Source organism: Pseudomonas sp. 2FG, from assembly GCF_005502935.1.
Taxonomy (GTDB): domain Bacteria; phylum Pseudomonadota; class Gammaproteobacteria; order Pseudomonadales; family Pseudomonadaceae; genus Aquipseudomonas.
On sequence record NZ_SCMP01000014.1, the window covers coordinates 70,203 to 84,645 of the forward strand.

At 63.1% G+C, this 14,443-nt stretch carries 11 protein-coding genes and 2 pseudogenes; 2 read left to right on the forward strand and 11 right to left on the reverse strand.

All coding sequences use genetic code 11. The features are described from left to right. Positions 1–72: 72 nt before the first annotated feature. Positions 73–1,014: an iron-sulfur-binding ferredoxin reductase gene (locus tag FFS13_RS14975; protein WP_137819884.1), complete on the reverse strand. Its 942-nt coding sequence runs from the start codon at positions 1,012–1,014 to the stop codon at positions 73–75. Next, entirely contained in the window at positions 1,007–2,134 is a 1,128-nt protein-coding gene (locus FFS13_RS14980) for a diguanylate cyclase (protein WP_137819885.1), read from the reverse strand. Before FFS13_RS14980 ends, FFS13_RS14975 begins: the two co-directional genes overlap by 8 nt. 234 nt (positions 2,135–2,368) lie before the next feature. Between FFS13_RS14980 and FFS13_RS14985 the strand changes: the two genes are divergently transcribed. After that, a complete protein-coding gene (locus FFS13_RS14985) occupies positions 2,369–3,892 on the forward strand; it encodes a fumarate hydratase (RefSeq protein WP_137819886.1) in 1,524 nt (507 codons plus the stop codon). Between the two features lie 81 nt (positions 3,893–3,973). Here FFS13_RS14985 and FFS13_RS14990 read toward each other — a convergent pair whose 3' ends face one another. The 8 genes and pseudogenes from FFS13_RS14990 to FFS13_RS15025 all read right to left on the reverse strand — a co-directional run. Beyond that, positions 3,974–5,011, reverse strand: a complete 1,038-nt coding sequence (locus tag FFS13_RS14990) for a GlxA family transcriptional regulator (RefSeq protein WP_137819887.1) — start codon at positions 5,009–5,011, stop codon at positions 3,974–3,976. A 94-nt stretch (positions 5,012–5,105) separates the two neighbouring features. Then, complete coding sequence (locus tag FFS13_RS14995) at positions 5,106–5,864, reverse strand: SDR family NAD(P)-dependent oxidoreductase (RefSeq protein ID WP_137819888.1); 759 nt, start codon at positions 5,862–5,864, stop codon at positions 5,106–5,108. A 10-nt stretch (positions 5,865–5,874) separates the two neighbouring features. Beyond that, positions 5,875–6,642, reverse strand: a complete 768-nt coding sequence (locus FFS13_RS15000; RefSeq protein WP_137819889.1) for an SDR family NAD(P)-dependent oxidoreductase — start codon at positions 6,640–6,642, stop codon at positions 5,875–5,877. Then, complete coding sequence (locus FFS13_RS15005; protein WP_137819890.1) at positions 6,639–8,024, reverse strand: MmgE/PrpD family protein; 1,386 nt, start codon at positions 8,022–8,024, stop codon at positions 6,639–6,641. Before FFS13_RS15005 ends, FFS13_RS15000 begins: the two co-directional genes overlap by 4 nt. An 88-nt stretch (positions 8,025–8,112) precedes the next feature. After that, positions 8,113–9,138 (reverse strand): glycine betaine/L-proline ABC transporter substrate-binding protein ProX, encoded by a 1,026-nt coding sequence (proX, locus tag FFS13_RS15010; RefSeq protein ID WP_137819891.1) that lies wholly within the window; start codon positions 9,136–9,138, stop codon positions 8,113–8,115. A 50-nt stretch (positions 9,139–9,188) separates the two neighbouring features. Further along, positions 9,189–10,139 carry a glycine betaine/L-proline ABC transporter permease ProW gene (proW, locus tag FFS13_RS15015; RefSeq protein ID WP_137819892.1) on the reverse strand — a complete coding sequence of 317 codons (951 nt, stop codon included), beginning with the start codon at positions 10,137–10,139 and terminating at the stop codon, positions 9,189–9,191. A 57-nt stretch (positions 10,140–10,196) separates the two neighbouring features. Then, complete coding sequence (gene proV, locus FFS13_RS15020) at positions 10,197–11,372, reverse strand: glycine betaine/L-proline ABC transporter ATP-binding protein ProV (protein ID WP_137819893.1); 1,176 nt, start codon at positions 11,370–11,372, stop codon at positions 10,197–10,199. Positions 11,373–12,546: 1,174 nt separating this feature from the next. Further along, positions 12,547–12,780, reverse strand: a pseudogene (locus tag FFS13_RS15025) (mechanosensitive ion channel family protein); the annotation flags it as partial. On the opposite strand from FFS13_RS15025, the pseudogene FFS13_RS15030 reads away from it, so the two are divergent. Then, positions 12,754–13,251, forward strand: a pseudogene (locus FFS13_RS15030) (integrase core domain-containing protein); the annotation flags it as partial. The pseudogenes FFS13_RS15025 and FFS13_RS15030 sit on opposite strands and share 27 nt — an antisense overlap. A gap of 151 nt (positions 13,252–13,402) precedes the next feature. On the opposite strand, the gene FFS13_RS15035 reads toward FFS13_RS15030, so the two are convergent. Continuing rightward, complete coding sequence (locus FFS13_RS15035) at positions 13,403–14,395, reverse strand: isopenicillin N synthase family oxygenase (protein ID WP_137819894.1); 993 nt, start codon at positions 14,393–14,395, stop codon at positions 13,403–13,405. Between the last annotated feature and the right edge of the window lie 48 nt (positions 14,396–14,443).

A 14,443-nucleotide genomic window follows, 5' to 3' on the forward strand; every position in this document is an offset into this window, starting at 1 on the left:
CGGGTAGCGCACGGGCTCAGAACCTGTTCAACATCTGCCTGGGCAGCGCTCGATCGGAGCCTGAACAGGTTTTTAGCGCGCGTGGGGCAAAAACAGGTCAGCGAGCATCTGGTTGCGCGGCAGACCGGCCAAATACAGCCGGCGGGCGAAAGTTTCGACGCGGGCCGGGTGGCCGCAGAGTAAGGCGAGGGTTTGCCTTGAAACAAGGCGCAGTTCGGCCAAAGCCGCTGGCAACTCGGCCGCGTCGAGCAGTTCGACCTGCAGTTGCGGGTTGCGGCGGGCCAACTCGCTGAGTTCGGCGGCGAGGTAATGCTCGGACGCGTCGTGAGCCAGATGGATCAGCCGAATAGCGCCCCGATGATCCTGCCGCAAGGCTTCGCGCAGCACCCCGTACAGCGGCGCCAAACCGGTGCCGGCGGCCAGCAGCCAGAGCGGCCGCACCTGCCAGTCCGGGTCGTAATGCAGGGCGCCACCACGCAACTCGCCTAGGCGCAGCCCAGCCCCGGCCTTGAGCTGGCGCGCCGCATCGCTAAAGGCGCCGCTGTGGCGGCAATCCAGATGAAATTCCAGCCAGGGATCTTCATCCGGCAGGCTGGCCAGGGAATAGGGCCGCGCCACGCCCGTCGCGCTCCACAACACCAGGTGCTGACCCGCCTGATAGCGCAACGGCCGCTCGGGCAGCAAGCGCAGACGCAGCACACTGGGGCTGAGCCAGGTACAACTCTCGACCCGTGCCGGCAAGCCATCGCGCAGGGGGTCGAACACCTCGACGCTCAGGTCTTCGACCACGCGGCATTGGCACGCCAGACGCCAGCCCTCCTCACGCCGCTGCGCCGCCAGCGCCTCGGGTTTGGCATCCAGCGGTTCGCCACGCACACAACGCACCAGGCAGGCATGACAACTACCCGCGCGGCAGCTGTAGGGCACCGCGATACCCGCGCCGTGCAGGGCATCCAATAGGTTACTGGCCGGGGCCACAGTGCAACGCCGGCCGGCGACACAGAGCTCAGGCACCGCTGCCCGCCCACGCCGCATCGCAGCGGTTACGCCCGCCACGCTTGGCCCGGTAGAGTGCCTGGTCGGCCCGTTGCAGCGCCTCGTCGAGATCGTCGCCCATGGCCAGCAAGGTCAGGCCGGCCGACAAACTGATGCTATCCACCTGCACCCCGACCGGCTCGGCACTGGCAAAGGCTTCACGCAGGCGCTCGCAGCAGGCGGTGAACTGATCGGCATCGGTATTGGGTAACAACAACACAAACTCCTCGCCGCCATAGCGCGCCAATACATCGCCATCGCGCAGGCAGGCGCGCGCCACCGCGGCCAAGGTCTGCAGCACGCGATCGCCGACCGCATGGCCATAAACATCATTGATCCGTTTGAAGTGATCCAGGTCGATCAGCGCCAGACCATGCTGGCGCCCCGGTCGAAGGCTATCCAGCTCCCGCGCGGCAAGCCGGAGGAAATGCCGGCGATTGAACAGGCCGGTCAGTTCATCGGTTGCGACCAGATCTTCCAGTTGGCGCATCATGCCGCGCAGGGTGTCCTGGTGCGCCTGCAACGCGAAGCGCCGCTGGCGCATGCGCTGGCGCAGCGCCTGCATATAACCGGCAAACAGGCTCAACCAAACCAGCACAAACAACAAGGCACAGACTTGCAACAACACCAGCCCCGGCTCGGCCAGGCGCAGCTGGTAGGCCTCCCAGAGGTTGATACCGGCGAAGCCGAAAAAAGCCAGGGCCGCGCAGCGGGCAAAGACCCGGGGCTGCAGCTGAAATACGCCAAACAGCAGAATCAGCACATAGATCACCAGCAGGGTGCCACGGGCGCTATCGAGCTGGGAAAGCAGGTAGGTCTGCCAAACCAGGGCTAACAGCACCTGCGGCTCGGTCAGGCTGGGGTCGCGGAACCGCAGGTTGTAGCCACTGATAAACACGACAAACAGCACGACCTGGCTGAGTACCACCAGAGCGCAGCCGATCAGCGCGGTGGACAATGGCGCACGGTACAGATCGCTGAGCAGCGTGATCCAGAACAACAACAAGCTGAGGCCGTAGGTCGCTACCGCCATGCCGAAACGCTTCAGCAACAGGCTTTGCAGGGCTCTATGCGTGACCCTTTCACTCGCGGTGCTCATGGGTTTCATCCCGTACTGGCATCTTGCCGCCACTCTACCGCTGTGATCACAGAATGCCTAGTACGCTGACTGCTGCATTAACCGACCAAGGTCTATTGTCGGCGGGTGCGCCGGGGGCAAACGCCGCGTTATACTGCCGCGCCTTTTTTGCCTTGCCTTTTTACCTTGAGAGCCTGCGCCGGGTCGTGGTCCGGCGCGCCTTGATGTTCCCGTGTTTATAGAGGAGCGCGCCGCATGACCGTGATCAAGCAAGACGACCTAATTCAGAGCGTCGCCGACGCCTTACAGTTTATCTCCTACTACCACCCGGTAGATTTTATTCAAGCCATGCATGAGGCCTATCTGCGTGAAGAGTCGCCGGCCGCACGCGACTCCATGGCGCAGATCCTGATCAACTCGCGCATGTGCGCCACCGGCCATCGGCCGATCTGCCAGGACACCGGCATAGTCACCGTCTTCGTTCGGGTCGGCATGGACGTGCGCTGGGATGGCGCCACCATGGGTCTCGACGACATGATCAACGAAGGCGTACGGCGCGCCTACAACCTGCCGGAAAACGTCCTGCGCGCCTCGATCCTGGCCGACCCGGCCGGCGCCCGCAAGAACACCAAGGACAACACCCCGGCGGTGATCCACTACAGCATCGTCCCCGGCGATAAGGTCGAGGTGGACGTCGCGGCCAAGGGCGGCGGCTCCGAAAACAAATCGAAGATGGCCATGCTCAACCCGTCCGACTCGATCGTCGACTGGGTGCTCAAGACCGTGCCGGAGATGGGCGCCGGCTGGTGCCCGCCGGGCATGCTCGGCATCGGCATCGGCGGCACCGCCGAGAAAGCCGCGGTGATGGCCAAGGAAGTGTTGATGGAATCCATCGACATCCACGAGCTGAAGGCCCGCGGCCCGCAGAACAAGATCGAGGAAATGCGCCTCGAGCTGTTCGACAAGGTCAACCAGTTGGGCATCGGCGCCCAGGGCCTGGGCGGTCTGACCACCGTGCTCGACGTCAAGATCATGGACTACCCGACCCACGCCGCCTCCCTGCCGGTGTGCATGATCCCCAACTGCGCCGCCACTCGTCACGCCCACTTCGTGCTCGACGGTACTGGCCCGGCCAGCCTGGAAGCGCCGCCGCTGGATGCCTACCCGGAGATCGTCTGGGAAGCCGGCCCCTCGGCCCGCCGTGTCGACCTCGACAGCATCACCCCGGAAGACGTGCAGAGTTGGCAGCCGGGCGAGACCATCCTGCTCAACGGCAAGATGCTCACCGGCCGCGACGCCGCGCACAAGCGCATGGTCGAGATGCTGAACCAGGGCGAAACCTTGCCGGTGGACCTCAAGGGTCGCTTCATCTACTACGTCGGCCCGGTCGACCCGGTAGGCGACGAGGTGGTTGGCCCGGCCGGCCCGACCACCGCGACGCGGATGGACAAGTTCACCCGGCAGATCCTCGAGCAGACCGGCCTGCTGGGCATGATCGGCAAGTCCGAACGCGGGCCGATCGCCATCGAGGCGATCAAGGACAACAAGGCCGTCTACCTGATGGCCGTCGGCGGCGCCGCCTACCTGGTCGCCCAGGCGATCAAGAAGTCCAAGGTGCTGGCCTTCGCCGAACTGGGTATGGAAGCCATCTACGAGTTCGAAGTGAAGGACATGCCGGTGACCGTCGCGGTCGATGCCAAGGGCGAGTCGGTGCATATCACCGGCCCGGCGATCTGGCAGAAGAAGATCCATGACAGCCTGGCGGTGGAAGTGAAGTAAGCGCTGTCGCGTCACTGCAGAAGCCCGGCCCTGTGCCGGGCTTCTGCGTTTTCGGGAGGCAGGCAAGCGGTCGCGAGCGCTTCAGCGCCCCTTGCGCACGCCGGTACGAAAGCGCCCCGGGGCCACGTCGAAGAACTCGCGAAAGCAGCGATAAAAGTGCGAGATGCTGACGAAGCCACAGGCTACGGCAATATCGGCGAGGGATTTGTTGGTCTGCTGCAGCAGTTGGCGTGCGCGAGTCAGGCGCAACTCCAGGTAATAGCGCGAAGGCGTGGCTTTGACGTGACGACAGAATTGGCGCTCGAGCTGGCGCCGGGAGATATCCGCGCAAGCGGCGATCTCATCGGCCGTCAGCGGCTCGTCGATATTGTTGTGCATCAGCTCCAGCGCCAGCTTAAGGGGCTGCGGCAGGGTCGGGTCGCAGTCGACTGCCACCACCGACACGTCCATGACCTCCTGCATCTTGTCGCAGCTCAGCACCTCCTCTACCGCGTGGACCAGGCTGTCGCCGCAATCGCGCTTGACCACCTCCAGCATCATGCCCAGCGAACTGTTCGCCCCGGCGCAACCTATCCGCTCGCGGTCCAGCACGAAGGCGTGGCTGGACAACCTGACTTTGGGAAACAGCTCGGCCATCATTGCCCGGCCGTCGGGGTGAAAGGCACAGTCGTAGCCATCCAGCAGCCCCGCTTCGGCCAGAAAATAGGCACCGTTCCACAGCCCGCCGAGCATGGCACCGGTGCTGTCGGCCGAGCGCAGCTTGGCCCTGAGCAGCGGGTCGGCCTGCAACTGCACGCGAAAGCCGCCACAGACCACGATCAGGTGTTGCCGGCGCTCCTCCAGATCGACCAGGCGACAGCCCGCCGAGATGGCGATACCCAGGTCGCTGACAACCGCGTCCTCGCGACCACCGACTACCAGTATTTCATAGAGCGGCACGGCGCTCATCAGGTTGGCCGTGACCAGGGCATCCACGGCGCCGGTAAACGCCATCATCGAGAAATTATCCAGCAGCACGAAGGCAACCCGGTGCACAGCCATGGCCGGCTCGTCACGCAGCACCCGGTCGAGGTGCAGTCGGTTCTTGTCCTTCAGGACGCTCTCGAACGACGATCTCATCTGGCAACTCTCAAGCGGGAAGATTCCAACCCATGGTAAAGCCTGGACGGCCGGCGATGGCGGTGCAAAGCAGCGCGCCGTCGCGGCCGATGACTCAGAACGGCAAGGGCAGCTTGGCGGTGCGCCCACCGTCGACCACCAATACCTGGCCCGTGATGAACGCCGCTTCGTCAGAGGCGAGGAACACCACCGCTCCGCCGACGTCCCGGGGGGTGCCGGTACGGCCCGCCGGGTGCATGGCCAGCAGCCCCTTGCGGGCGCCGATAGGATCGTCCTGGGCATCGATGTAGGCGTCGCTCAGGTCGGAGTCGATCCAGCCCGGGGCAATGGCATTGCAGCGCACCCCGTCACGCCCCAGATCCACCGCCAGCGCCCGGGTCAAGCCATGTATCCCGGCCTTGGACGCGCAGTAGGCGGCATGCTCGGGGTTGGCGCCGAGGCCCTCGATCGAGCCGATATTGATGATGCTGCCACCGCCACGTTGGCGCATCTGCGCCAGCAGTTCGCGAGCGAGGAATACCGGCGCGCGCAGGTTGACCGCCATCATGCAGTCCCAGTCCTGCTCGCTCATCGCCTCGATCGGCTGTTCGAACATGAAGCCGGCGTTGTTCACCAGCACATCGATGCCGCCGAGCAACTCGGCCGCGGCCTGGGCGATCCGGCGCGGGGCGCCGGACTCAGCCAGATCCGCCTCGACGAAGAACACATCGGGATGGGCCGCCAGCTCGGTGTCCAGTGCCTGACGCTGGGCCACCAGTACTCGCGCGCCGGCGGCCAGGAGTTTCTCGGTGATGCCACGGCCGATGCCACGGCCGCCACCGGTTACCAGTGCATTTTTTCCAGTCAGTAACATAATCGTCTCCTCAACCCGATACCGGCTTGGCACCAGTGACCTCGAGGGTTTCACCGGCGATGTAACGGGCCTCGTCCGAGGCCAGGAAGGCGATCACGTCGGCGATGTCTTCCGGCTCGGCGATACGCCCCAGGGGCACGCTCTTGTTCAGTTCCTCGACCGCCTTGTCCGGGTCCAGGCCGCGGCGGATGAAGCCGGTGCGGATCATCGGCGTATTGATCTCGTGCGGGCACACGGCGTTGACGCGGATGCCCAGGGGCGCGCAGTCACGACCGAGGTTCTTACTTAGTGCTGCCACCGCGCCCTTGCTGGTGCAATAGGCGACATGCCCCGGCCCCGGATACACGCCCCACACTGAGGACGTATTAACGATGGCAGCGCCCGGCCGCCCCTTCATATGCGGGATGGCCGCGCGGCAGATGTAGAAGACCGCATTGAGGTTCACGCCCATGGCGTCGAACCACATCTCGTCGGTGGTCTCCTCGATGGTGCCGCGCGGGATGATGCCGGCGTTGTTCAGCACTATGTCGAGGCCTCCAAAGGATTCCACGGCGGTGCTCACCAGGGTCTCGCAATAGCTCTTCTCGCGCAGGTCGCCGGCCAGGTAGCCGACCTCGGCGCCCAGGGCACGGGCCTGTTCGGCGATTCGCGCACAGCCAGCCTCTTCTCGATCGGAGAGCATCAGCCGTGCGCCCTCGCGGGCAAACAGCAGGGCCAAGGCCTGGCCGACGCCACCGGCGGCGCCGGTGATCAGGGTTACTTTCTGCGCGAACTTCATTGGACTGACTCCTTCTGCCGGGATTGACCAGGCACCAGCGCGGTACCTGGAGCAACGAACAACAAGTCGAACAAGGCTTCACAGCTGGGGCTGGCAGCCAGCTCGGCAACTGCTCGCTCGATGGCCTGGCGCTGCGGCTCGCTCAGGCTGACGCCGGCCAGCAAATGGAACTTGGCGCTAAATTCGGCCCGGCTCATGGCCGTGGCCGGGTCGCCCTTGGCCGCGGTGATCGGACTCACGAAGTGCTGGTCGTCCTTGAGCCACAGCGAAACCCGCGAGAGGATCTCGTTGGGGAAGCGCGCCGACAGATCGTCGGCCTCGACGATCTCGATGCGCCGGCTGACGGCGAGGATGTCGGCGGCCTGGATCGCCGCACCGGTGACCTCCAGCGGACCGACCTGGCCCCGGGCCACCAGCGCCGCCAGCGGAAAGGCCAGGGCGTACTGCGCCTCGTCGGCGTTGGCCGGGGTGTGGCCCTGCAGGCGCATGGACTCGTGGAAGGTCTCGACCCGAATGCGTTCGACGGCCGCGCCGCCAATCTGCGGGTGCTCGGCCAACAGCAAGGTCATAGCGGTCAGCGCCGGCTGCGCCCAGCGGCACACCGGCCAGGGCTTGAAGTACTGCGCGTCGATCTCCCAGCGCTGGCCGAGGTCGTGCCACTGGGCGGCCACGGCCGTGCTTTCGACGGTTTCGGCCGGCGCGCCGGTGACCCCGGCCTGGGCCAACAGCAGGGCGTTGAGCCCGGCATAGGCGCCGGCGCCGTGGGCATCGCGCAGCATCGAGGGGTGATCGACCAGGCGCATCATCGGGCAGCGCGGACCGAAGTACTCGGCGATGCCCAGGGCATGGCGAAAGGTCTGCTCGTCCAGCCCCAGCAAGCGGGCGCCGGCACAGACCACGCCAAGCCCGGAGAAGGAACCGGAGGCATGGTACTCGGGCGCCGTGGCCATCAGCGCGGCCCCGGCGCGCAGCGCCGTCTCGTAGCCGATGCACAGCGCACCGAGCAGCTCCTCGCCACTGATGGCCCGACCCTGCTGGCGACAGGCGTCGACCAATGCCAGCACCGCCGGCACCACGGTGGCGCCGGCATGGCCCTTGGAGGTGAAGTGGCCCTCATGGGCATCCAGGCTATCCACGCTGAAGCCGCCGGCCCAGCCCGCGCCCAGCGGATGCACCGGGCGGCCGTCGAACAACAGGCGGCTGGCCAGGGCGCCGGCCGGGTAGTGGTCGACGGCGTACTGCCTGAGAATCTGGCTGGTCTGGTTGTCGCGGGCGCCGGCGGCGACCCCGAGGATATCCAGCAGACAGGTCTGCAGCAGCTCGCGGGTATGCCGTGGCGCCTGGCTGAAATTGAAATCACGGACGAATGAATAGAGCGACATGCGGCTACTCCACAGACGAGGCTCGAATCAACAGAAAAAAAGGCGCCCATCAGGGGCGCCAAAAAGGTTTGTAGCCTGAGCCTAGGACTCAGTTGGCGGCGGCGCGGGAAGCAGCCAGCCAGGCATCGAACTGCTCGCGGTGCGCGGCGACCCACTCGGCGGCATGCCGCTCGATATCGGCGGTGCTGTTCTCGCCGTTCTGCATCTTCAGGTTCTGTGCGCTCTCGTCGTCGGTGGTGATCTGCACCAGGGAGAGGAACTTCAGGGCCGCCGGATTCTCTTCGGCGAAGTCCTTGTTCAGCACGGCCTTCACGGTATCCACGGCGAAGCCCAGGTTCTTGCCGTTGAAGCTGGTGTTGACGGTATTGTCGCCGCCCGGCAGGTCGGTATGCGGCACCTCCAGCCAGACCACATCCTGGCCTTCGACCAGCACGCCGGCGATCCACTGCGGCACCCAGGTGAAGTAGAGAATCGGCTGGCCCTCCTTGTAGCGGGCGATGGTGTCGGCCATCAGGGCGAAGTAGGAGCCGCGGTTGTGGCTGACGCTCTTCTCCAGGTCATAGGCCTTCATGTGATGGTCGATCACCAGCTCGCAGCCCCAGCCCGGGTTGCAACCGGTGAGGTCGGCCTTGCCGTCGCCATTGGTGTCGAACAGCTTGGCGATCTCCGGCTTCTTCAGGTCGGTGAGGTACTTGATGTTGTGCGCATCGGCGGTCTTCTTGTCGATCAGGTAGCCCTGCAGCACGCCGGGGATCACATCGCCGGCCTTGACCATGGTGTCATCGCCGCCGGCCTTCTTATAGAAGGTGTCGTGCAGCTTGTCCCACAGGTGCACGCTGAAATCCGCATCGCCGTAGGACAACGCCAGCATCATGGTGGCGTATTCGGTTTCCTTGGGCTCCTTGACCTCGTAGCCCAGCTCGCGCAGGCCGGCCATGGCCAGCTCGCCGCGGAAACGCTCCTCGGCGATGCTCGGGAAGATCGGCGTCACCGCCACCCCCTGCCCCGGCTTCTCGGCCGAGGCGGCCTGGCCGTAGAGCGGCAGCAGGCCAAGGGATGCAACTGCGGCGCAGTGCAACAGCTTCTGGGTGAATCCACGCTTGTGCAACGTCATCGTCATCTACCTCTTGTGGTTTTCTTGTCGGTTTAACGGGTGGACAGATTTCAGGAGCTGGCCTTGGCCGTCTGCGGGCGGCTACCGAAGAGGCGCAGCAACAGGCCTACGGGACCGCTGTGATACCAGCGCGTACTCGGGTCGGCCCTGCCGAGCTCGCCCATCGCCTGAGTCAGGCGGTCGAGGAAGATCGCCAGCAGTACCAGACCGACACCGCCGACCGTGGCCAGGCCCATGTCCAGGCGGCCGATGCCGCGCAACACCATCTGCCCCAGGCCACCGACCGAGATCATCGAGGCGATCACCACCATCGACAGCGAGAGCATCAGGGTCTGGTTGACACCCGCCATGATGGTCGGCCCGGCCAACGGCAACTGCACGCGCATCAGCATCTGCCGCGGGGTACAGCCGAACGCCCGGGCCGCTTCGATCTTGTCTTCCGGCACCTGGCGTATGCCCAGATTGGTCAGACGTACCAGCGGCGGTACGGCGAAGACGATGGTGACCAGCACGCCCGGGACGTTGCCGATGCCGAACAACATCACCACCGGCACCAGATAGACGAACGCCGGCAGGGTCTGCATGGCATCCAGAATCGGCCGTACGATTCGCTCCATATGGTCGCTACGGGCCGAGAGAATGCCCAGCGGCACGCCGATCAGCGCACAGAAGAACACCGAGGTGAGCACCAGCGACAAGGTGGTCATGGCCTCCGACCAGACCCCAATCATCCCCAGCAGGGTCAGGGTAATGGCGCACAACCAGCCCATGCGCGCGCCGGCCACCTGCCAGCCGAGCAACGAGGACAAGAGAATGCCGATCGATGGCGGAATGCTCTGCAAAATAAACTCGAAGCCGTTGAGCACCTGATCGATCGGCCAGCGGATGGCGCGGAAGAATCCACGGAAGTTGTGCACCAGATAATTCAGGGTGCTTTCTACCCAATCCCCTAGGGGAATGGCCAAGGTCTGGAAGGGGTCGAGGAAACTGAACTCTGACATGTGGATACCTGCTCTTCGATTCTGCTGGAAGGGATGCTGCTAGGGCTGGCTAGCCACTCAGTGGCGACTCAGGGTCTGCAGCAGCAGATTCTTGGAAATGGTGCCCTTGAAGGCACCGCCATGATCCAGCACCGGCACCGGGTAAGGCACTGAGGCCACCAAATCGAGCACGTCGTGTAGCGGTGTATCGACATAGATCGGTTGATGGTGATCCAGGCGTATCTGCTCCAGCCGCTGCAACCCGGCGGCACTGCCGTTAAGCGCATCTGGCTCGACCACGCCGAGCAGCCGATCGCCCTCGCCGATCAGGTAGCCGAAGGGCACGCCCGCTTGGAAGCCCGGCACCTGGCCGTTGACCCGGCACACAGCAGCGGGGTCCAACTGCGCCACATCGCCGGCATTGAGCACCCGGGAACTGTCGAAGCCGTGAAAGAAGTTCTCGACGTACTCGTTGGCCGGATTGCACAGCAACTCCTGGGGCGTGCCGATCTGCACCACCCGGCCGCCCTCCATGATCGCGATGCGGTGACCGATGCGGATCGCCTCTTCGATATCGTGGGAGATGAAGATGATGGTGCGCTGCTGCTCGGCCTGCAGGCGGATCAGCTCGCCCTGCATCTCGCTGCGGATCAGCGGGTCGAGGGCGGAGAAGGCCTCGTCCATCAGCAGGATGGTCGGGTCGTTGGCCAGCGCCCGGGCCAGCCCGACACGCTGCTGCATGCCGCCGGACAACTGGTGCGGGTAGCTGTTCTCGTGCCCGGCCAGACCCACCTGGCGCAACGCCTCGATCGCCCGGGCCTTGCGCTCCTGCTCGCCGACCCCGGAAATTTCCAGGCCGAACGCGGCGTTCTCCAGCACGCTCATGTGCGGCATCAAGGCGAAGGACTGGAACACCATGCCCATTTCCTTGCGCCGCACATTGAGCAGATCCTTGTCGGACAACCCGGTGATTTCCCGGCCATTGAGGTGGATGCTGCCGGAAGTGGGCTCGATCAAGCGATTGAACAGGCGCACCATGGTCGACTTGCCCGAACCGGACAGGCCCATGATGACGAAGATCTCGCCACGCCTGACCGAGAAGCTGGCGTCGAACACACCCACTACCTGGCCGGTCTTCCGGAAAATCTCGTCCTTGTCCGCGCCTTTGCGCAGCATATCCATGGCAAGGTGCGGCTGCGCACCGAATACCTTGAATACATGCTTGACCGAGAGTATCTCGTCAGCCTGGGTCATAGCGTCCTCTTCTTATATCTGTGATCAATCGGCGAGCGGTCGAACTCAAGCCATGACTGTCGGCGACCACGCCTTTCGAAAACTGGACTATTTAATGAACGGCGGCAGGCACTCGATTAGCCGCTGTACCGCCTAAATCCCACTCGGCACACACGCTGCAAGTGCCGCTTTCCTATGGAATAAAAGTAGAGATTGGCGGTTATAGCGTCCAACGACATTTGTTCGGCCCAAACCATAACTTGATGTTATTGGTTGAGCCGGGGACTCACGGGCGGGCGACGAGCTGAAGGCGACCGATCCGGGTTCGGTGCCTGGGCCAGAAAGCTTGCAATAGAAGGGTTATGACGGCCTGCAAGGGGATCGAGAGGCAGGCGAATCTGTTGACCAACTGGGCGAACAGACGGGGCGGCCGGCGGCCCCGCCGGATTGAATACTGAGAGCATTGCCAGCAGACCCTATCGAACCCATCTGCCAGTTGTTTAGTTCGAGTCCTGCGAATAGCGGCTTTTCATCCGCTGCGCGGCGGCTTCGGCAGCTTCCAGCCCAGCGTCGATGGCTTGTTTGACGCCCTGCGCCTGGTCAAGGACCTCTAGCAAAGGGGCGAGCGGGGCTGGCCATTCCTGCCAATTGGTAGGCAATTGACTACCGCAACGCCTGCGGGGGTCCGGGCGAGCATGCACCACCTTGGCCATCAACAGGCGGTGGTTTGCGGAGTCGCGCTAAACATGGCCGGCCTCACGCAGGACGAGGTCGCCGAGTACGTCGCGGGGGTACGTGCGCAGAGGCAACCGACGGTCTTGTTCGCCGCCAGCCCGGAGAGCTTGCTAGCACATCGGGGTCACAGCATCGTGGCAGCACGAGGTGGTCGATCCATAGAAACGGCCCTCGCCGCCTCACCCCTGGGGAACACCTGGGGCACAAGCCGGCCATTTGCGGGTGTTGGCGTCGTGGCCCCGTTAGGTCAATGCCGTTAGCGCCTGCGCCAGACAGGCACAGCCTTGGTGCCGGGCGTGCCTGTCGTCCATGCCTTGCGGCTAGCCTCTACTTGATCCCGTTACGTTGCAGGATTTCATCGAAGGTGCCATTCGCCTTGATGGTCTGCAGTCCTTTGTTGAACGCCGCGATGAGCTCAGCGTGCTTGGGATTCTTCAGGCCGGCGGTTGCATTGCGCGCCTTAGCTGGCTTGCACCAGATGCACCACCCATTGCGGGAAGGGGATGCCGATGCCGGCTTCGGTCAGGCGTTCCTTGGCCGGTTCGGTGAACGCGAAGGTCACCGGCCAGTAGTCCGCCGTGTCCACCCACACCCGCAGCGACAGGTCGACCGCCCTGTCGCCCAGGCCGGTCACGAACACCACCGGCACCGGATCGCGGTGCACCCGCGGGTCACCGGCGATCGCCAGCAACACTCCGACGGCGACGGCTGGGAACTCGTCCATGTGGCCATCGATGATGCCAGCCGAATCGCCTTCAGCAGTTTGCATCCCGATGAGCGTGGCCCCAGTGCTTGTCAGGTCTTGCTCCAGACGCTGCGCTACTACCGCAGCCTGGGCATCCGTTTCACCCGCATCATGACCGACAACGGCAGTGGCTATCGTTCCCGCACGTTTCGGCGCCTGGTCGGGCGATTGGGGCTGCGTCATCTGCGCACCAAGCCTTGCACGCCACGTACTAACGGCAAGGCCGAGCGCTTCATGCAGACCAGCCTACGTGAGTGGGCCTATGTCCGTAGCTACGCAAGCTCCGAGCAGCGAGTGCAGCATCTGATGCCTTGGCTGCATCACTACAATTGGCACCGACCGCACGCCAGCCTCGGCTACAAACCACCCATCAGTCGTGTTCCGCCTTCACTGAACAACGTACTGGGTTTACACACCTAGCCCTGAGGTTTGCTCAGGGTCGAATGGTGGTGCTCTCCGTAGGTAACGCTTTGGAGCTAGGAGCAATCAGTCAAGGGGCGCAAGCCCCATTCTGGGGCGCCAGACGACAAGAGGGAGTGGTCATGCACCCAATTGTTGCCCAGGCCCTGCTCTACCCGCCGATGACCACATCCTGCAAGTGGGTGTAGCTGTCTACGAAACGCTTATATTTGTGCTGACCACTGGTGTATGGCTGGTATTTACTGGGTTTGTCTGCACTGATGCAGGTAGGAACCACATCAACCACCGCATCGAAATCAAGGTCGATGAAGAACGGAACCGAGTAACGATCCACACCGCTGGTATTGATCACGCGGTGCATGGTGGAGATATAGCGGTCATTGGTGAATGTCTGTACCAAGTCGCCAATATTGACAACAAAGGTATCCGCCACGGGTGGCGCGCTGACCCATTCGCCGTTTCTATTCTGCACTTGCAAGCCGCCATTCGAATCCTGCGAGAGGATGGTCAGAAAGCCATAATCGGTGTGAGCACCAATACCAATTTCTTTCAAAGTTATATGGCCGAACTGGGGTGGATAATGCAGCAAGCGCTGAATCGTAATCGGCCTCTTCTGCAATTTCTCAAAATAACCTGCCGGCAGATTCAGACTCAAGGCAATCGCACTGATTAATTTACGTGCAAGCCCTAGCATTACGGCATGATAAGTCTCCATGACTTGCTTGAACTCTTGAAAATCCTCCGGCATCAGGTTAGGGCCGAAAAAAGGTGAAACTTCCTCTTCGTACTCGCCATAATCAAAACACTCTTTAAAATCCTTGGTGTTTTTTGGGTCAACATTTTCGCCGTACATTGGAATATAGCCGCGCAACGTCGGACCGGAATTGACGATATTCAGCTGGTTCTTGACTTCGAAGGGCAAATCAAAAAACTTCCGAGAGAGCCGATACACATCACTTATTAGAGAAGCGGGGACCCCATGATTTTTAATATATAGAAACCCAACATTCTCACAAATATTTCCAATTTCGCGAGCCACCGAATTCGCATCTCTGCCGTCCAACAACGGACCGATATCAACAATAGGGATCTCACTGAAAGAGGTTGATTTGCTGGAAAGGCAGTTTTCGATTACTTGCGTCATGCTCTGTACCTCAATTTCGGTGGAGTGAAGTTAGCCATTAGCCTCTGC